The organism is Pseudofrankia sp. DC12, assembly GCF_000966285.1.
In the GTDB taxonomy this organism is placed as follows: domain Bacteria; phylum Actinomycetota; class Actinomycetes; order Frankiales; family Frankiaceae; genus Pseudofrankia.
The window spans coordinates 1,911,129-1,929,215 of sequence record NZ_KQ031391.1 but is presented as its reverse complement, the minus strand read 5'-3'; the positions used below and the strand labels follow the sequence as shown (position 1 = coordinate 1,929,215).

17 protein-coding genes are annotated in these 18,087 nt (G+C 73.3%); 10 read left to right on the top strand and 7 right to left on the bottom strand.

Going from position 1 to position 18,087, the window contains the following annotated elements; genetic code table 11:
• The first annotated feature begins 7 nt into the window (after nucleotides 1-7).
• The 4 genes from FRADC12_RS07810 (at nucleotide 8) to ligA (ending at nucleotide 5,974) form a co-directional block, all read left to right on the top strand.
• On the top strand, nucleotides 8-1,201 hold the full coding sequence (locus tag FRADC12_RS07810) for a cysteine desulfurase family protein (protein WP_045876156.1): 1,194 nt from the start codon (nucleotides 8-10) through the stop codon (nucleotides 1,199-1,201).
• A 99-nt stretch (nucleotides 1,202-1,300) separates the two neighbouring features.
• Nucleotides 1,301-2,380, top strand: coding sequence for a tRNA 2-thiouridine(34) synthase MnmA (gene mnmA / locus FRADC12_RS07805; protein WP_045876155.1), 1,080 nt, complete (start codon nucleotides 1,301-1,303; stop codon nucleotides 2,378-2,380).
• A 67-nt stretch (nucleotides 2,381-2,447) separates the two neighbouring features.
• A complete protein-coding gene (locus FRADC12_RS07800; RefSeq protein ID WP_045876154.1) occupies nucleotides 2,448-3,671 on the top strand; it encodes a methionine synthase in 1,224 nt (407 codons plus the stop codon).
• Nucleotides 3,668-5,974 (top strand): NAD-dependent DNA ligase LigA, encoded by a 2,307-nt coding sequence (ligA, locus tag FRADC12_RS07795; RefSeq protein WP_045876153.1) that lies wholly within the window; start codon nucleotides 3,668-3,670, stop codon nucleotides 5,972-5,974. Before FRADC12_RS07800 ends, ligA begins: the two co-directional genes overlap by 4 nt.
• Before the next feature lie 11 nt (nucleotides 5,975-5,985).
• On the opposite strand, the gene FRADC12_RS07790 is transcribed toward ligA, so the two are convergent.
• On the bottom strand, nucleotides 5,986-6,681 hold the full coding sequence (locus FRADC12_RS07790; protein ID WP_045876152.1) for an ACT domain-containing protein: 696 nt from the start codon (nucleotides 6,679-6,681) through the stop codon (nucleotides 5,986-5,988).
• 258 nt (nucleotides 6,682-6,939) lie between these two features.
• Between FRADC12_RS07790 and gatC the strand changes: the two genes are divergently transcribed.
• The 3 genes from gatC to gatB all read left to right on the top strand — a co-directional run bounded on the left by gatC (nucleotide 6,940) and on the right by gatB (nucleotide 9,255).
• Nucleotides 6,940-7,236 carry an Asp-tRNA(Asn)/Glu-tRNA(Gln) amidotransferase subunit GatC gene (gene gatC / locus FRADC12_RS07785; protein WP_045876151.1) on the top strand — a complete coding sequence of 99 codons (297 nt, stop codon included), beginning with the start codon at nucleotides 6,940-6,942 and terminating at the stop codon, nucleotides 7,234-7,236.
• Nucleotides 7,237-7,399: 163 nt separating this feature from the next.
• Nucleotides 7,400-7,741 carry a hypothetical protein gene (locus tag FRADC12_RS07780; protein ID WP_045876150.1) on the top strand — a complete coding sequence of 114 codons (342 nt, stop codon included), beginning with the start codon at nucleotides 7,400-7,402 and terminating at the stop codon, nucleotides 7,739-7,741.
• Nucleotides 7,738-9,255, top strand: a complete 1,518-nt coding sequence (gene gatB / locus FRADC12_RS07775) for an Asp-tRNA(Asn)/Glu-tRNA(Gln) amidotransferase subunit GatB (RefSeq protein WP_045876149.1) — start codon at nucleotides 7,738-7,740, stop codon at nucleotides 9,253-9,255. The genes FRADC12_RS07780 and gatB overlap by 4 nt, the downstream gene beginning before the upstream one ends.
• 84 nt (nucleotides 9,256-9,339) lie before the next feature.
• Here gatB and FRADC12_RS07770 read toward each other — a convergent pair whose 3' ends face one another.
• The 3 genes from FRADC12_RS07770 to FRADC12_RS07760 are packed head-to-tail and all read right to left on the bottom strand — an operon-like array spanning nucleotide 9,340 to nucleotide 11,293.
• On the bottom strand, nucleotides 9,340-10,026 hold the full coding sequence (locus tag FRADC12_RS07770; protein ID WP_045876148.1) for a hypothetical protein: 687 nt from the start codon (nucleotides 10,024-10,026) through the stop codon (nucleotides 9,340-9,342).
• Complete coding sequence (locus FRADC12_RS07765; RefSeq protein ID WP_045876147.1) at nucleotides 10,023-10,919, bottom strand: ABC transporter ATP-binding protein; 897 nt, start codon at nucleotides 10,917-10,919, stop codon at nucleotides 10,023-10,025. The genes FRADC12_RS07770 and FRADC12_RS07765 overlap by 4 nt, the downstream gene beginning before the upstream one ends.
• Nucleotides 10,916-11,293: a GntR family transcriptional regulator gene (locus tag FRADC12_RS07760; RefSeq protein ID WP_045876146.1), complete on the bottom strand. Its 378-nt coding sequence runs from the start codon at nucleotides 11,291-11,293 to the stop codon at nucleotides 10,916-10,918. Before FRADC12_RS07760 ends, FRADC12_RS07765 begins: the two co-directional genes overlap by 4 nt.
• Nucleotides 11,294-11,477: 184 nt before the next feature.
• Between FRADC12_RS07760 and FRADC12_RS07755 the strand changes: the two genes are divergently transcribed.
• The 3 genes from FRADC12_RS07755 (at nucleotide 11,478) to FRADC12_RS07745 (ending at nucleotide 13,069) form a co-directional block, all read left to right on the top strand.
• Nucleotides 11,478-12,329, top strand: coding sequence for a metallophosphoesterase family protein (locus FRADC12_RS07755; RefSeq protein ID WP_045876145.1), 852 nt, complete (start codon nucleotides 11,478-11,480; stop codon nucleotides 12,327-12,329).
• Nucleotides 12,330-12,437: 108 nt separating this feature from the next.
• Nucleotides 12,438-12,668, top strand: coding sequence for an AbrB/MazE/SpoVT family DNA-binding domain-containing protein (locus tag FRADC12_RS34250; RefSeq protein ID WP_045876144.1), 231 nt, complete (start codon nucleotides 12,438-12,440; stop codon nucleotides 12,666-12,668).
• Nucleotides 12,665-13,069, top strand: coding sequence for a type II toxin-antitoxin system VapC family toxin (locus tag FRADC12_RS07745; RefSeq protein ID WP_045876143.1), 405 nt, complete (start codon nucleotides 12,665-12,667; stop codon nucleotides 13,067-13,069). The genes FRADC12_RS34250 and FRADC12_RS07745 overlap by 4 nt, the downstream gene beginning before the upstream one ends.
• Nucleotides 13,070-13,073: 4 nt before the next feature.
• Here FRADC12_RS07745 and FRADC12_RS07740 read toward each other — a convergent pair whose 3' ends face one another.
• The 3 genes from FRADC12_RS07740 to serA all read right to left on the bottom strand — a co-directional run bounded on the left by FRADC12_RS07740 (nucleotide 13,074) and on the right by serA (nucleotide 17,899).
• The gene (locus tag FRADC12_RS07740) at nucleotides 13,074-14,951 is read right to left on the bottom strand and encodes a penicillin-binding transpeptidase domain-containing protein (RefSeq protein WP_045876142.1); all 1,878 of its coding nucleotides are present in this window, start codon (nucleotides 14,949-14,951) and stop codon (nucleotides 13,074-13,076) included.
• A gap of 195 nt (nucleotides 14,952-15,146) precedes the next feature.
• The gene (locus tag FRADC12_RS07735) at nucleotides 15,147-15,935 is read right to left on the bottom strand and encodes a septum formation family protein (protein ID WP_232303667.1); all 789 of its coding nucleotides are present in this window, start codon (nucleotides 15,933-15,935) and stop codon (nucleotides 15,147-15,149) included.
• Between the two features lie 374 nt (nucleotides 15,936-16,309).
• Nucleotides 16,310-17,899 carry a phosphoglycerate dehydrogenase gene (gene serA / locus FRADC12_RS07730; protein ID WP_045876140.1) on the bottom strand — a complete coding sequence of 530 codons (1,590 nt, stop codon included), beginning with the start codon at nucleotides 17,897-17,899 and terminating at the stop codon, nucleotides 16,310-16,312.
• Nucleotides 17,900-18,087: the final 188 nt, after the last annotated feature.

Here is an 18,087-nt window from a genome sequence, read left to right as displayed (position 1 = left end):
TTGAGCTGTGAACTATCTCGACCACGCGGCGACGACGCCGATGCGGCCGGAGGCGCTCGCCGCGTTCACGGCGGCGCACGCGGTCGCGGGCAACCCGTCGTCGCTGCACGCCAGCGGCCGCCAGGCCCGCCGGGTCGTCGAGGAGTCCCGCGAGGGGCTTGCCGGCGTGCTCGGCTGCCGGCCCTCCGAGCTGATCTTCACCGGCGGCGGGACGGAGAGCGACAACCTGGCGCTGAAGGGCCTGTACTGGGCCCGCCGGGCCGCCGACCCGCGCCGGCGGCGCGTGCTCGTCAGCGCCGTCGAGCACCACGCCGTGCTCGACCCGGCGCACTGGCTGGAGCAGTCGCAGGACGCCGTGCTCGAGCTGCTGCCGGTCGACGCGACGGGGCTGGTCTCGCCGCGGACCCTCGCCGCCGCCCTCTGCGCCGGTGACGGGCCGGACGACGTCGCGGTCGTCTCGGTGATGTGGGCGAACAACGAGGTCGGCACCGTCCAGCCGGTCGCCGAGCTGGCCGAGCTCAGCCACGCCCATGGGGTGCCGTTCCACACCGACGCCGTGCAGGCGTTCGGGCAGGTGCCGCTGGCGTTCACCGACAGTGGCGTCGACGCGATGACGGTCACCGCCCACAAGATCGGCGGCCCGGTCGGCGTCGGCGCGTTGCTGTTGCGCCGCGGCCTGACCGTCACCCCGCTCACCCACGGCGGCGGCCAGGAGCGCGACGTCCGGTCCGGCACGCTCGACGCCGCCGGCACAGCCGCGTTCGCCGCCGCAGCGCTGGCCGCTGCGCGCGGCCTGCCGGCGGAGGCCGCCCGGCTCGCCTCGCTGCGCGACGAGCTGGTCCGCCGGGTGCTGGGCGCGGTGCCGACGGCGGTCGTCAACGGCGCCCCGCCCGGCCCCGGCCGGCTGCCCGGCAACGCCCACCTGAGCTTCCCCGGCTGCGAGGGCGACTCACTGCTCATGCTGCTGGACGCCCGCGGCATCGCGTGCTCGACCGGCTCGGCCTGCACCTCCGGGGTGGCCCGCCCGTCGCACGTGCTGCTGGCGATGGGCGCCGGCGAGCAGAGCGCCCGCGGCTCGCTGCGGTTCTCGCTGGGGCACACCTCGACGGCGGCGGACGTCGAAGCCGTAGCCGCGGCGATCGCCCCGGCCGTCGAGCGGGCCAGCCGCGCGGGAGAGCTCGCCGAGCTGGGCGGGCCGTAGCCCCGGGCGGGGACCTGGGCGTGCGGCGGCCGGCGCGAAACCGGTTTGCGCGGGTCAGGCATCCTGGAGGAGACGAGAGAAGGCGCAGGGGGTGGCGTGATGCGGGTGCTCGCCGCGATGTCAGGCGGGGTGGACTCGGCGGTCGCCGCCGCGCGGGCCGTCGACGCCGGGCACGACGTCACCGGGGTGCATCTGGCCCTGTCCCGCTCACCGGACGCGGAGCGCAACGGCGCCCGGGGCTGCTGCACGGTCGAGGACGCCCGCGACGCCCGCCGGGCCGCCGACGTGCTCGGCATCCCCTTCTACGTCTGGGACCTGGCCGACCGGTTCGAGACCGACGTGATCGCCGACTTCGTAGCCGCGTACGCCGCGGGCGAGACGCCGAACCCGTGCGTGCGCTGCAACGAGCGGATCAAGTTCTCCGCGGTGCTCGGCCGGGCGCTCGCGCTCGGCTTCGACGCCGTCGTGACCGGGCACCACGCCCGGCTGTCCGCCGACGGCGTGCTGAGCCGCTCGGTCGACGCAGCCAAGGACCAGTCCTACGTGCTCGGCACGCTGCGCCCCGAGCAGCTGCGCCGGGCGATGTTCCCACTGGGCGACTCGACGAAGGCGCAGGTGCGGGCCGAGGCCGCCGCCCGCGGCCTGGGCGTCGCGGACAAGCCGGACAGCCACGACATCTGCTTCATCCCGTCCGGGGACACCGGCGCCTGGCTGCGCGACCGGCTGGGCGCGAGGCCAGGCCCGGTCGTCGACGCGGCGACGGGGGAGACCCTCGGCGCGCACGATGGCGCGTTCGCGTTCACCGTCGGCCAGCGGCGCGGCCTGCGGCTCGGCCGCCCGGCCTCGGACGGGCGGCCGCGCTATGTCCTGGACATCTCGCCGGTGACCTCGACGGTGACGGTCGGCCCGGCCGAGGCGCTGGACGTGTGGGGGCTGGTCGCGGACGCCGGCGTCTGGGCGGCGCCCGACGGTGTCGACGTCGAGTGCCTCGCCCAGGTCCGCGCCCACGGCGGCGCGGTGCCGGCCCTCGCGCGGGCCCACGGCGGCGAGCTGGCTATCGAGCTGCGCGCGGCCGTGCGCGGCACGGCCGCCGGCCAGGCCGTCGTTCTCTATGACGGCGACCGTGTTCTCGGCGGCGGTCACATCCTGCGCACGCTGGCCGGGCGCGCCGCGGCCTAGGCACGCGGCCCGCGCCCGGGGGCGTGCTGACCCCCGGACGACATCCCGCTGGAATAGCTTTGATCGCGTGACAACAAGTGGTGAGTCGGGATGGACGTCCCTGTGGCCGGCGGGGACCGCTACGGGGGTCGGGTCGCTGCCGGGGACCGACCCGTTGGCCGCCGCGAAGCTGGTGTTCGACGAGTTTCCCGACCTGCCGCATCTGGTGGAGCTGCCGGGGCGCGGGCCGGGCGGGGACATGCTGGGCCGGGCCGCGGTGATCGCGGCCGAGCTGCCGGTGGACCTGCAGCCGTCCGGTTGGCGGCTGGTGCCACGGCCAGGGCTGGACTACCGGCGGGCACGAAGCATGGTCGAGCAGGACCTCGACGCGCTTGAAGAGGCCGCCGACGGCTACGCCGGACCGCTGAAGATCGCGGTCGCGGGGCCGTGGACGCTCGCGGCCAGCGTCGAGCTGACCCGCGGCCACAAGGCCCTGTCCGACTACGGCGCGGCCAGGGATCTCGCCGAGTCGCTCGCGGTCGGGCTCGACGAGCTCCTGACCTCGATCGCGCGGCGGGTGCCCGGTGCCCGGCTGCTGGTCCAGCTCGACGAGCCGTCCCTGCCGGCCGCGCTCGCGGGCCGGATCCGCACCCCGAGCGGGTTCTCGGTGCTCCGGGTGGTCAGCGAGGAGCTGGCCGGCGAGCGCCTCGGGCTGGTGCTGGCGAAGGCCGCCGCCGTGAAACACGTGGTCGGGGTGGGGGTGCACTGCTGCGCGCCCGACGTGCCGTTGGCCTTGCTGCGCCGGGCCGGCGCGCAGTTCGTCGGCCTGGACGCGACCCTGCTCACCCAGGACGCCGACGACGCCATCGGCGAAGCGGTGGAGGCTGGGCTGCGGTTGATGACGGGCGTCGTGCCGTCGACCGACCGGGTCGACACGACGCCGCCCCCGTCGCCGTCGGCGGCCCTGGCGGCGGACGCGAAGGCCGGGACGGCACCGCGCCGCCCGGCGGTCGCCGCGCGCGGCCGGTCGAGCGAGCGGATCGCCTGGGCCACTGGTCGCGAGGAGGCGCCGGCCGCCCAGGATGGTGGTCCGGCCGTCGGCGGCGGCTGGTCGGATCTGTCGGACCCGGGTCGTACGGTCGACCCAGTCCGGTCGCTGTGGCGCCGGCTGGGATTTCGGCCCGAACAGCTCGGGGAGGTGGTCGCCGTGACCCCCACCTGTGGACTCGCCGGCGCGAGCGAGCGGTATGCGCGCCTGGCGATGCGGCACTGCCGGGCCGCGGCCCGGGTGCTCGTGGAGTCACCGGAATGAGCGGCCCCGCGCCGGACGAGGCGGCGACCGCCGACGAGGCCGAGCTCGCGGCCGCGGGCGTCCAGACCGGGGCCGAGCAGGTGCCAGCGGACGCGCGCGCGCAGGCCGCCGAGCTGGCCCGGGTGCTCGACGAGCACGCCTACCGCTACTACGTGCTGGCCGCGCCGACCGTCTCGGACGCCGAGTACGACGTGCTCTACCGCCAGCTGGTGGCGTTGGAGGAGCGTTACCCGGCCCTGCGCACCCCTGACTCGCCGACCCAGAAGGTCACCGAGACCCCGTCCGAGCTGTTCGAGCCGGTCACCCACCTGGAGCGGCTGCTCTCGCTGGACAACGCCTTCGACGAGGACGAGTTCCAGGCCTGGGCCGGCCGGGCCACGAAGGAGGCGCCGGTCGCGGCCTGGCTGTGCGAGCTGAAGATCGACGGGCTGGCGGTCGACCTGGTGTACGAGGACGGCGTGCTGGTCCGCGCCGCGACCCGGGGCGACGGCCGGGTGGGGGAGGACATCACCGCCAACATCCGCACCCTGCGCAGCGTCCCGGCCCGGCTGCGCGGGGCGAAGGCGCCGGCACTGCTGGAGGTGCGCGGGGAGGTCTTCTTCCCGGTCGCCGCCTTCGCGGCGCTCAACGAGTCGCTCGTCGCCGACGGGAGGAAGCCGTTCGCGAACCCGCGCAACACCGCCGCCGGCTCGCTGCGCCAGAAGGACCCACAGGTGACGGCGTCCCGGGGGCTGGCGATGTACGTGCACGGCCTGGGTGCCCGCCGGGGCTTCGACCCGCCCTCGCAGTCTGCTGCCTACGAGGCGCTCGGCGAGCTGGGCCTGCCGATCTCGCCTCGCTACCGGGTGGTCGGCGACGTCACGTCCGTGCTGGCGTACATCCGTGAGTGGGGCGAGCACCGCCACGACGTCGAGCACGAGATCGACGGCGTGGTCGTCAAGGTCGACGACCTGGCCGCCCAGGGCCGCCTCGGCGCCACCTCCAGGTCACCCCGGTGGGCGATCGCCTACAAGTACCCGCCGGAGGAGGTGACGACCCGGCTGCGCTCGATCGAGGTCAACGTCGGCCGGACCGGCCGGGTGACGCCGTTCGGCGTGCTGGAGCCGGTCCAGGTCGCCGGCTCCACCGTGGGCCTCGCGACGCTGCACAACGCCGACCAGGTGAAGGCCAAGGGCGTCCTGATCGGCGACATGATCATTCTACGCAAGGCGGGCGACGTGATCCCCGAGATCGTCGGGCCGGTCGTCGACCTGCGCGACGGGACCGAGCACGAGTTCGCCTTCCCGACTCTCTGCCCGGAGTGCGGCACGGAGCTGGTCCGCCCGGAGGGCGAGGCCGACACCCGCTGCCCGAACACGGTGGGCTGCCCGGCCCAGCGCCGGGAGGCGATCATCCATCTGGCGTCCCGCGGCGCCTTGGACATCGACGGCCTCGGCGGCGAGAGCGCGATCGACCTGATCGAGGCGGGCCGGGTCAAGGACATCGCGGACGTCTTCCACCTCGACGAGCGGTCCTTCACCGGGATGCCGCTGTTCGAGCGGATCGAGACGGTGCGCGACGAGAACGGCAAGCTCGTCAAGGGCCCGGACGGGAAGGCGCTGCGCCGGGCGGTGCTCGGCAAGAAGGCCGAGCAGGTGCTCAAGGGCATCGAGGCGGCCCGTCACCGCCCGCTGTGGCGGCTGCTCGTCGGCCTGTCGATCCGCCACGTCGGCCCGTCCGCCGCGCAGGCGCTGGCCCGGGAGCTGCGCTCGACCGACGCGATCGCGGTGGCGAGCGTGGAGGAGCTGGCGGTCGTCGACGGCGTTGGACCGACGATCGCGGTCGCCGTCGTCGAGTGGTTCGCCGACCCGAGCCACCTCGACCTGATCGAGCGGCTGCGCGCCGGTGGGGTGGCCCTGGCGGACGAGGGCGCGGACGAAGGGCCACGCCCGCTGGCCGGTGTCACCGTCGTCATCACGGGCTCGCTGGAGGGCTACACCCGGGACTCGGCGACCGAGGCGGTCCAGAACCTCGGCGGCAAGGTCAGCGGCTCGGTCAGCAGGAAGACCAGCTTCGTCGTCGCGGGCGAGAACGCCGGCACGAAGTACGACAAGGCCGTCTCCCTGAAGGTCCCCGTCCTCGACGAGGCCGGGTTCCGGGCACTGCTGACCGGCGGCCCCGAGGCCGCGGGTGCCCTGGCCCAGATCGGTGACCCCACGTCGCCCGCCGAGGCCGTCGAACCGGCCGCCGTCGAACCGGCCGCCGTCGAACCGGCCGCCGTCGAACCGGCCGCCGCCGAACCGGCCGCCGCCGTCGAGGAGTAGCCGGGGGGCCTCTACAGGGCGGTGCGGGAGAGCGACGCGGTGATGCCGGCCAGGTGGGCCAGCCGGGCTACCTCGGAGGAGCGGAACCTCGGGCCGCCGGGGCGACCGATCAGGATCACCAGCTCGGGGCAGCCGACAGGGGCGGCGGCCAGCTCCATGCCGCGCTCCGACCACCGCTCCGGCAGGCCGCCCTCGGCCGGGTCGATCACCCTGGCCTCGGGGAGCGGCAGCCACGGCACCGGAGCGATCGCCCGCGGCGGGCTGGCGTAGTCGTCCAGGCCCAGGTCGGGCGCGCCGACGGACGCCTCCCGGATGCGCACGTCGCCCGGCCCGGCCAGGTCGAGCAGAAGGGCCCAGTCCGCGTGGAAGACCCCGGGCACCAGGTCGGCGAGCATGGCGGCGGCCTCGCCCGGCCGGTCGGTCAGCGCATCCACCAGGTCCAGGTCGTCGCTCACCCCGGCCCCGTCGGCGAGGTAGGGCCGCAGCGACTCCACCCGCACGCCCGCGACCGAGTGGGCGGCCGTCAGCGCGCTGTCCGCGAGTCCTCCCGTGGGCAGCTGCACCACCAGGTCGTCCACCGCTCCGTCGGCGGTCCGCTCGACGACGGCGAGGCTGATGATGTCGATGCCGACCCGCCCCAGCGCCGTCGCGACCGCCCCGAGCGCGCCGGGTCGGTCGGGCAGCAGCAGACGCAGCAGGTACGACATGACGTCGAGGATCGCGGATCGGCGTGACGCCCTCGTGACATCCGGGTGCGTTCCTGAATGTCGTGCGGCGCGCGGCGGAAGATCGCGCGCCGCCCGCCGGCAGGCGCGTCGGCGCCCGCCGTACGATGAGGCTACGCAGACACGCCGAGGTGTCGCCCGTCGTCGCCATCCGGCACAAGTTCGTGATCCGGTCAGCCCGCTGGCCGGGCACTGGCGGCCACCGGCCGGCAGACGGCCGTAGAACAGGGGTCCACCGCCATGGCCATCACCAGGGACGAGGTCGCGCGTCTCGCCCGCCTGTCGCGGATGTCGCTGTCGGACGCCGAGCTCGACGCGCTCGCGCCGCAGCTGGACGAGATCGTGTCCGCCGTGGCCAGGGTCGCCGAGGTCGCCGCGGCGGACACCGCTCCCTCCAGCCACGCGGTGCCGCTGACCAACGTCTTCCGGGTCGACGTGGTCCAGCCGTCGCTGCCGGCCGAGGAGGCGCTGGCCGCGGCTCCGGCCGCGCAGGACGGGCGGTTCCGCGTTCCCCGCATCCTCGACGCGGACGAGTAGGGGGCTCGCCGGCGGCGGCCCGTGGACGGTGTCCCGGCCGCCGAGGCGGGGAGCCCGGCCAGGTGGCATCCGCCGGGACCGGGAGACAGCGAGGACGCGACGTCGGCGCACCCGAGCCTGAGGACGGGCCCGGCCAGTCGAACGAGACGGAAGGACAACCACCATGGTTGGGCTGCGCAGCAGGCGGCAGGACAGGACGCTGCTGATCGTGCTGTGGCTGTTCACCGTCATCGTGCTGGTGATCGGCGGGCTCGCGGTCAGCGGGATTCTGCTGGTCTGGGGGGCGGTCGGACTGATCGCCGCGATCTTCCTCACCCGCATCCACGTGCGCGACACCCGCCAGCCGGACGCGCCGGGGACGGCCGCGGGCCCCGAGAACCTCACGGGCCAGGACGCGGCCCCGCACGAGGACGGCGCCAGTCCCGAAGGCACCGCTGGCGACGACGACGACACAGCTACAGCTACAGCCACAGCCAGCAGCAAGGACGCAGAGGAGTCCCGGTGAGCACGGAGGCCGCCGTTATCGCCAGCCCGTCGTTCGAGGACGCGATAGCCCGGTACGAGCCGGTGATCGGCCTGGAGACACACGTCGAGCTCGGCACTGCCTCGAAGATGTTCTGTGGCTGCTCGACCTCGTTCGGTGCCCCGCCGAACAGCCAGGTCTGTCCGGTCTGTCTGGGACTGCCCGGCGCACTGCCGGTGGTCAACGAGGCCGCGATCCGGTTCGCCGTCATGATCGGCCTGGCGCTGAACTGCGAGATCTCGTCCTGGTGCCGGTTCGCCCGGAAGAACTACTTCTACCCCGACATGCCGAAGAACTTCCAGATCAGCCAGTACGACGAGCCGCTCTGCACGGGGGGCTGGCTCGCCGTCGAGGTCGACGGGGAGGTGCACCGGGTCGGCATCACCCGGGTGCACCTGGAGGAGGACACCGGCAAGTCGTTGCACGTCGGCGGCGCCACCGGCCGCATCCACGGCGCGACCCATTCGCTCGTCGACTACAACCGGTCCGGAATCCCGCTGGTGGAGATCGTCACCGAGCCGGACGTCCGCTCGCCGCAGGTCGCCCGCGCCTACGTCGAGGAACTGCGCGAGTTGCTGCGCGAGCTCGCCGTGTCCGACGTGCGGATGGAGCAGGGCTCGCTGCGCTGCGACGCGAACGTCTCGCTGCGCCACCGTCCGGTTCCCGGTGAGCCGGACGCGCCGTTCGGCACCCGGACGGAGACCAAGAACCTCAACTCGCTGCGGTCGGTCGAGCGGGCCGTCCGCTACGAGATCACCCGCCAGGCGGGCCTGCTGGACGGCGGGGAGCGGATCCACCAGGAGACCCGTCACTTCGACGAGGCGTCGGGCCGCACGGCGCCCGGCCGGTCGAAGGAGGAGGCGACCGACTACCGGTACTTCCCGGAGCCGGACCTCACCCCGCTGGCGCTGACCCGGGAGTACATCGACGCGGTCGGGGCCTCGCTGCCGGAGCTGCCGTCGCAGCGCCGGGCCCGGCTGATCGCCGAACACGGCTTCAGCCCCCGGGACCTGATCGACATGGGCAACGCGGGCGTCCTCGAACTGGTCGAGCAGACGATCGCGGCGGGCGCCGCAGCCCCGGCGGCCCGCAAGTGGTGGCTCAACGAGCTGGCCCGGCGCGCCGCCGACCAGAGCGTGACGCCGGCGGACCTGGCGATCCGGCCGGTCGACGTGGCCCGGATCATCGAGCTGATCGCCGACGGCAGCCTCACCGACGCGCTGGCCCGCAAGGTCTTCGACGGCGTGCTCGCGGGCGAGGGCGACCCGGACGAAGTCGTGTCGGCACGTGGGCTCGCGGTCGTCACCGACGACACCGCGCTGTCCGCCGCCGTCGACACCGCGATCGCCGCGTCGCCGGATCTCGCGGAGAAGGTCCGTGGCGGAAAGCTCAACGCCGTCGGCCCGCTCGTCGGGGCCGTCATGAAGGCCATGAAGGGCCAGGCCGACGCCGCCACCGTCCGTGGGCTCCTGCTGGAGCGTCTCGGCGCCGCGTAACGCAGCCGGCCGCCCGGCCTCGCGAGAGCGGGGCAGGGCGGCCGGGGGCCGTGCTGTGGAGGTGTCCATTGCCGGGCCGCCCGCTCAGACCGTGGCCCGGCGGATCGTGGTGAACCCGCCGGCCAGCAGGGCGACGGCGACGACGGCCAGGATCGCGGTCAGTCCCAGCGCGTCGGCGCTGGTGAGGAAGTCCCCGACGCCGGCCCAGGCGTGCGTCCAGGTCACGGCGAGGACCGCGGCGACCGCCACCGTGATCTTCGTGGCCCCGAAGGCGAGCGAGCCGAGGGTGCCCCATCGGCGGAACACGATGCCGAACCACATGCCGTAGGCGAACAACATCGCGATGCTCACGAACGACGTCAGCCAGGTGATGTACCAGGGCCCGTCGAGGATGTAGCCGACCCGGAAGAAGTACAGCCGCCCGCCCCAGCCACCGGTGGCCCGCTCGATCGCCTGCAGCCCGGTGATCGCGATACCGTCGGCGGCGGCGATGACGGCCCAGAGGCTGGCCGTGCCCAGGTAGTAGGTCCGTCGGCTGAGGCCCAGGGCGAGCGCGAACGGCAGCGAGGTCGTGGTGCTGTAAAGGCCGCAGATCAGCACGTAGACGAAGATCGCGCCCAGCCCGCCGGTGCGCACGCCCTCGACCTGGGTGGACACGACCAGGTTGACGAGGAAGCTGAACCCCACGATGGCCCAGGGCATGCCCAGATAGATGAACCGGTGGACCAGGTGGTACTCGGCGACGTTGACGATGGTGCGCGCGGTGGTCATGCGTTCGTCCTCTCCAGCGCGTCCTCGGCTGCCCGGCCGGACACGGCGACCAGCATCTGTTGCAGGGACAGTGGCTCCATCCGCAGGTGCAGCTCCTGCGCGCGCAGCCGGTCGGCCTCGTTGAGCGGCTCGGCGAGGACGACGGCCTCCTGCGACGCGACCTTGCGACGCTCCCAGGTGGGGCGCCCGGCGACCAGCTCGGCCACCGCGGCGGCCGGGCCGCTCACCGACGTGTAGCGGCCACGCAGTTCGTCGGCCGCGGCGTTCAGGACGACCCGGCCGCGGTTGATGATCAGAACCTGGTCGAGCAGCCCGGCGACCTCGTCGACCAGGTGGGTCGACAGCAGGAACGTCCGCGGGTGCTCGGCGTAGTCGAGCAGCAGCCGGTCGTAGAACACCTGGCGCGCGACCGCGTCGAGCCCGGCGTAGGGCTCGTCGAACAGCACGACCTCCGTCCGCGCGGCCAGGCCGATCACGATGCTGAGCGCGGACCGCATGCCGCGGGAGAGCCGCTTGACGGGCCGGCGGGCCGGCAGGTCGAACTCGGCGACCAGGTCCTCGGCCAGTTCGGCGTTCCAGTTCGGGTAGAACCCCTGGGCCATTCGCAGCGCGTCGCGGACCCGGATGTCGGGGAAGACCTGGTCCTCGCGGACGAAGACCATGCGGCGCAGGATGGCGTCGTTCTCGACGGGGCTCGCGCCGAGGACCAGCACCTGGCCGGCCGTCGGGAACTGCTGGGCGGCGATGATCCGCATCAGCGTGGTCTTGCCGGCCCCGTTGCGCCCCAGCAGCCCGGTGATGGTCGGGCCCTGGACATCGAGCGTGACGTCGTCCAGGGCGAGGTGGCCCCGGTAGCGCCGGGTCACGCTGGCGAGCGAGATCGTCGTCGTCATGGGGTGACGCCCTCCCGTGCGTGGCTGGCCTCGTGGATCAGGGCGGTCAGGGTCTCGGCGTCGATCCCGAGCCGGTTGGCCTCGGTCACCAGCGGCCCGACGAAGCGCTCCGTGAACCGCTTGCGGCGCTCCTCGATCAGCCGCTCGCGGGCGCCCGCCGCGACGAACATGCCGATCCCGCGGCGCTTCTCCAGCAGCCCGTCGTCGGTCAGCACGTTGATCCCCTTCGCCGCCGTCGCTGGGTTGATCCGGTAGAAGGCCGCCAACTCGTTGGTCGATGGCACTCGGCCGCCCTCGGCCAGGGCGCCGTCGGCGATCTCCTCGGCCAGTCGCTCGGCGATCTGGGCGAACAGCGGTGTTCCCTCATCGAGCAAGACCCCTCCCTTCATTGCTCAGTTGGTTACCTACTTAAGTAGGTAACTAGCGAGGCGATTTGTCAAGGGAGGGCGCTGGGGGACGCGGAAGTGCCGCGCTGAGCGGGACTGGTGGCGAACGTGACAAGATCACCAACCTGGAGGGGGCGGCCCGCTTGGGGCGAACTGTGCGAGCATCGGAGGAATGGCCGCCGCGTCCCAGACCCTTCTCGCGTGCAGCGACCTGCATGTCCGTCACCAGGAGAACCGGGCCGTCGTCGAGGCGATGCGGCCGGGCGGGGACGACGACTGGCTGCTCGTCGTCGGCGACGTCGCCGAGTACGTCGCCGAGTTCCGGTGGGCGCTCACGCTGCTGGCCGGCAGGTTCGCGAAGGTCATCTGGGTGCCGGGCAACCACGAGTTGTGGACGCCGAAGCGCGACCCGGTCCAGCTACGCGGCGTCGCCCGCTACTGGCACCTGGTCGACAGCTGCCGGGAGCTCGGCGTGCTCACGCCGGAGGACCCCTACCCGGTCTGGGACGGCCCCGGCGGGCCGGTGGTCGTCGCGCCGATGTTCCTGCTCTACGACTACACGTTCCGCCCGGCGGGCACCTCGACGAAGGACGAGGCGCTCGCCTACGCCCACCGGACCGGCGTGGTCTGCTCCGACGAGTACCTGCTGCACCCGGACCCGTTCCCGGCCATCGACGACTGGTGCCGATCCCGGGTCGCGCTCACCGAGCAGCGGCTGGAGGCGCTCGACCCCGCCGGGCCGCGCCCGCTGCTGGTCAACCACTTCCCGCTGGTCCGGGAGCCGACCCGGGTGCTGCGCTACCCCGAGTTCGCCCAGTGGTGCGGCACCGAGCTGACCGCCGACTGGCACCTGCGCTTCCGCGCCGCCGCCGCCGTCTACGGCCACCTGCACATCCCGCGGACCACGGTCCACGACGGTGTCCGCTTCGAGGAGGTCTCGCTCGGCTACCCCCGCGAGTGGGCCCGCCGCCCGGCCCACTACCAGCGCCCCCCACTCCGCCAGATCCTCCCGATCGAAGCCTGAGCCTCGGGATCGGTCGTTGGTCTTGTCCGCGACCCTTTGGCTTCGGCGATCTACGACGGAGTCTCCGGGGGAGGTATTACTCTTACTAGTAAGACTCTGGAGGTGGTCATGAGGGTTACGGCCAAAGGCCAGGTAACGATCCCAGTCGAGCTCCGTGAGCGGTTTGGATTCCTTCCCGACACCGAGGTCGACTTCGTGGTCGAGGGCGGCGCGGTTCGACTCGTTCGGGCCGAGCGGGCCGGGAGAAGCCGGGGCGAGCGTGCGGTCGCCCTGTTGCGAGGCCGTGCCCGCGCGGGTATGACCACCGATGAGATCTTGGCTCTCACCCGCGAACCATGACCACGACTCTCGTCGACAGCAATGTCCTGCTCGACATCGCGACCGACGATCCGACCTGGAGCGTCTGGTCTGCAAAGGCCCTCGCGGGCGCCGCAGCCGATGGACAGCTCATGATCAATCCTCTGATCTATGCCGAGTTGTCTGTCGGCTTTCCCATGATCGAAGATCTTGATGACGCGCTGCCCCCCGATCTCTACCTTCGCGCGCCCTTGCCTTACGAAGCGGCGTTTCTTGCTGGCAAGGCCTTCGTGACCTACCGAAGGAGAGGCGGGGAGAACTCCTCCCCGCTCCCGGACTTCTACATCGGCGCACATGCGGCGATCAGCGGGTGCCGCCTGCTGACCCGGGACGCGAAGCGCTACCGGACCTACTTCCCGAGCGTCGAGATCGTGGCCCCCTGAGCGCTCAGCCGGGGGCGGCGACCGTCGTTGCGGGGGCGGTGGCCGGGTTGGCCGGGGGCGGGAGGTTGCCGTCGAGGGCGTTGAGGAAGGCGGCGGCGATCGGGGCGGCGGACTCGGCGCCGAAGCCACCGTCCTCGACCAGGACGGCGAAGGCGATCGGGCCCCGGTAGCCGACGAACCAGGCGTGGGTCGGCGGCGGGTTGCCCGCGGTGTACTCTGCCGTGCCGGTCTTGCCGAACACCTCGCCCGGGAACGGGACCTGCGCCGCCGTCCCGTCCGTGACGACCGCCCGCATGAACGAACGCAGGTCCGGCAGGATCTTCGCCGGCAGCGGGTGGGACCGGGCCGGGCCGCCGACGACGAACGGCGAGCGCCATGTGCCGCTGGCCACCGCCGCCGCGACGCTCGCCATCTGCGCCGGCGACACGGCGATCCGCCCCTGCCCGATCGCGGACGAGGCCAGCTCGGCGCCGTCCCGGGGGGCCGGGAAGATACCGCCGACGCTCGCGATCGGCAGCGGCGGCGCCCCGTCGAAGCCGTACAGGGCGGCGGCCTTCGCCAGCGCGCCGGGCGGCAGCGACTCGGCGAGGCCGATGAATGCCGTGTTGCAGCTGCGGGCGAACGCCTCACGCAGCGTCAACGGCCCGAACTTCTCGTTCTCCGCGTTCGAGAACGATCGCCCGCCGGCCATGATGGTCCGCGCGCAGTCCAGCTGGGTGTTGGCATTGCGCCCGTTCATCAGCGCCGCCGTCGCCGTCACGATCTTGAAGGTCGAGCCCGGCGGGTACGTACCGCGCAGCGCCCGGCCGAAGCCGTTGAGCGGGTGGTTCGCCGACGCGAGGATGCCCCCGGTGCGGGTGTCGATCGCGACCAGCGCACCGGCCGGCCACCGCGAGGTGGCCAGCGCGGCTTCGGCGGCCTGCTGCACCGACAGGTTGATCGAGGTCCGGATCGTCTCGCCCTTGGCCATCGGCCAGGTCTGTGGTGTCTTCACCGTCTTTCCGGCGGCGTCGCGCAGCACGATCTGGCCGCCGCGGGCCTCGAGACGGTCGTTGTAGGCCCGCTGCAGCCCGCTCGGCGGCGAGACCTGGCCGACGAGGTTGCCGGTGACCTCCTGGTCCTCGGTCAGCGGCCGGCCCGCGGTGTCGAGCAGCAGCCCGCGGCTGGCCGTCGAGCCGGTCCGGTCGAACCGCAGCCCGGGCGCGAGGTCCGGCTGTACGGAGGAGAGCCGCGCCGCGACCCGCCACCCGTTCCCCAGCTTCGTCAGGGACAGCTGGCCAGGGTAGGCCCACGGCGTCGGCTCGTCCGCCAGGCGCAGCGTCGCGGTGTAGGGGACCGTCGCGGTGGTGCCCGAGCGGTGAACCTTGCCGGCGGCGAAGGCCGCGTCGATGATGCGTAGCCGGTCGCGCATGTCGGTCATCGCGGCGACCAGGGTCGAGACGTCGGTGTCGCCCGGCACCGTCACGGCGGCGATCCCGGCCGCGCCCGCGCCGCCCGGCCCGGTCACGGCGGCGACCCCGGCGGCGCCAGCTCCCGCGCCCGCGCCCCCGCCGCCGTGCGCCGAACCCGCCGCGACGAACAAGGCTGGCGCCGTGGACGCGTGCGGCGCGACGGGGGCGCTCGGCGTGGCCGACGGGGCGGCCACGCCCCCGGCCGCGCCGGCCCGGGACGGCGCCGCGGCCGGCGCGTCCCGGTCGATCGCCCGCCAGGACCCGAGGTAGGCCAGCGCGACGTCGCGGACGGCCCGGTCGGCGGCACTGCGGTCACGCTCGGTCTTCCAGAGGAACCCGCCGCCGGCCCCGGCGCCGAGCAGCACGAGCACGGCCACGGCCAACGCGACACCGCGCCGTGATCCCCGGCGCCGCCGGCCCCTGCCGCCCATCGCTGTGAAACCGCCTGGAGTCAAAGGCACGGCGCCACCCCCCCGATCGCCGTCACGGCTCGCGCCCGGGCAGTCCGCCAAACGGTTCTGGCCCGGGGATGCCGACGGCAGTAACTTACGTTGGGTAGCGGCTCGCCGCATGTCGCGTCACGGTCGGGTCGGAGTGCTCGCCCTCACCGCAGGGCTGGCCTGGCGTCAGGCGGGTGTGGCGAGACTGCCGAGCGATCCGCCGATCATGGCGCGGTTGGGGAGCTGGGCTGTACAGGCCAGCTGTTGTTCGCCGGAGGTCCAGCCGTCGGGGCTGGGCTCCAGCGCGCTGGAGACAACGGCCAGGTCGGGCCGGGCATGACTGGTGTAGGTCATGAAGGCGTCGGCGCACTGCGTCGCCGCGAGGCTGTCCAAGGCCGCGGATCCCGGCCAACTGTCGCCGGGCACCTGACCGCCGAGGCGGATTATCTTGATTACCTCGGCACGGTGTGGTGTGTCGCACGAGACGACCATCGCGCCGGTGGAGCCCGGGCGCAGCGCCCAGGTGACGCAGTCACCGGCCTTCAGCGTCGGCAGCAGCGTCGAGGACACCTGGTAGCCGCTGGCCGTGCGCAGCGCGAGGGGCGCGGACGTCGTGGTGGCCCGGCCCGAGCCGGTCGCGGTCGGGGTGGTCGCAGGCGTGCGGTTGGTCGTGTGTCGCAGCGTCACGACGATGCTGATGACTCCGGCGAGCACCGCGACGAAGGCGACGACTCGCGCGACCCGGCGCCGCCGCGGCCCAGGCCCTGGCGCCCAGACCATCCTGTGCATGCTGGCGGGCAGGCGCCGGTTCGCGGGCACCACCTGGCAACGGCCCGGGCCGCGCCGGTCGCCCGTCCGGCCGCGGTCGGCGGCGGACGGCTCGATGAACCGCGCGGCCCGGACGAACCCCTCGTCCAGGCGCAGGTTCTCGAAGGGGTCCCGGTGCTCCGCGGGCTCCCGTTCCGGCGACGCCATGGCAGCAACGGTAAACCCGCGCCGGCCCATCCCGGTGGTCTTTCCATCAACGACCGGATAGACGACAACGAATACCCCACGGTCCGGGGTCGACTGGACCGCTTCGGGGTTCCAATCCCGCAAAACTGGGACGCCCGGTGACTTCTCGCTGACGCGTGGTATGAGGCGGCGGGCGGTCGGGGTGACACTCGGTTCGCGCTATGCCGGGTTGTCCGTATCGGACGGCACCAGGGCAACAAGGGGCCACCGGCGGCCCGGCAGGAGCCGGCACACGGTGTGCTCGCCGGCCCCGCCAGGCTGCGGCCGCGACGCCCTTCCGTGCGGCCGGCCCTGTCGCGACGCGCCAGCTCCGGTGGCGATAGCGGTCGGACCTGCTAACCGACGCTGACGCTGACGGCCCGGGCGTACGGCGCACCGATGATCTTGGCGATCTCCTGCAGGATGTCGGCCGGGACGGCGTCGTCGAGCGAGAGCGACATCAGCGCCGGGCCGCCCACAGCGAGCCGGCTGACCTGGGCGCTGGCGATGTTGATGTTCGCGTCGCCGAGCAGCTCGCCGACCGCGCCGACGATGCCAGGCCGGTCCTCGTACCGGAAGAACGCCAGGTGCGCCTCCGGCTTCAGGTCCACTTCGAAGCCGTCGATCGCGGTGATCTTCTCGACCTGCCTGGTCCCGACCAGCGTGCCGGCGATCGAGACCACGGTCCCGTCGGCGAGCGCTCCACGCAGGGTGACGAGGTTGCGGTAGTCCGGGCTTTCCCGGTGCGTTTCCAACGCCACCTCGACGTGTCGCTCCTTGGCCAGCAGCGGCGCGTTCACATAGGTGACCTGCTCCTCGACGACGTCGTGGAACACGCCCTTGAGCGCCGCGAGCTGCAGCACGGAAACGTCGAACTCGGTGATCTCGCCGCGGACCTCGACGGTCAGGTTCTCGGGCAGCCCGCCGGCGATACCGGTGAACACCTGGCCGAGCTTCTCCGCCAGCGGAAGACCGGGCCGGACGTCCTCGGCGACCACGCCGCCGGCCTGCACGTTGACCGCGTCCGGGACGAACTCGCCCTGCAGCGCGAGCCGCACCGAGCGGGCGACCGCGAGACCGGCCTTCTCCTGTGCCTCGTGCGTGGAGGCGCCCAGGTGCGGGGTGACGACGACGTTCTCCAGCCCGAACAGCGGCGATGCGGTGGCCGGCTCCTTGACGAAGACGTCGATGCCCGCGCCGCCGACCTGGCCGGAGCGGATCGCGTCCGCCAGCGCGTCCTCGACGACCAGCCCGCCGCGGGCGGCGTTGACGATGATGACGCCCTTCCTCGTCTTCGCCAGCTCGTCCGCGCCGATCAGGCCCAGGGTCTCCTTGGTCTTCGGCAGGTGGATCGTGATGGCGTCGCTGACCCGGAGCAGCTCGTCCAGGTCGACCAGACGCACGCCCATCTGCGCGGCCCGGGCCGGCGCGAGGTAGGGGTCGTAGGCGACGATCGTCATGCCGAAGGCCGCGAGCCGCGCCGCGACCAGCTGGCCGATCCGGCCGAGGCCGACGACGCCCGCGACCTTCTCCGTGAGCTCGACGCCGGTGTACTTCGCCCGGTTCCACTCGCCGTTCTGCAGCGACTGGTCCGCGGCCGGAACCCGGCGGGCGACGGCGAGCAGCAGCGCGATCGCGTGCTCGGCGGCGCTCACGATGTTCGATTGGGGCGCGTTGACGACCATGACGCCGCGGGTGGTGGCGGCCGGGATGTCGACGTTGTCGAGACCGATGCCGGCGCGGGCGACGACCTTGAGCCGCGGCGCGGCGGCCAGCGCGTCGGCGTCGATCTTCGTCGCGGACCGGACGATCACCGCGTCCACGTCGGCGAGCGCGGGCAGCAGGGCGGCGCGGTCGGCCCCGTTCACGTGGCGGAGCTCGAAGTCGCCGGACAACACCGCCAGGCCAGCCGGTGAGAGCTCCTCGGCTACGAGTACGACGGGCACTGGGATCTCCTCATTGAGACGCACAGATCCGCGGCGCCGCCGCGGTCCACGCGCGCTGTCGCCGCTCCGGCCACACCAGGCAGACGCTTCCGGCGGCCAGGAGCCTATCGGTGCATCCAGTGATTCGGGCCACAAAGATGCGTGTTGACGATCACTGCCGCACAGAGAGTCACTCGCCGGTGGACGCT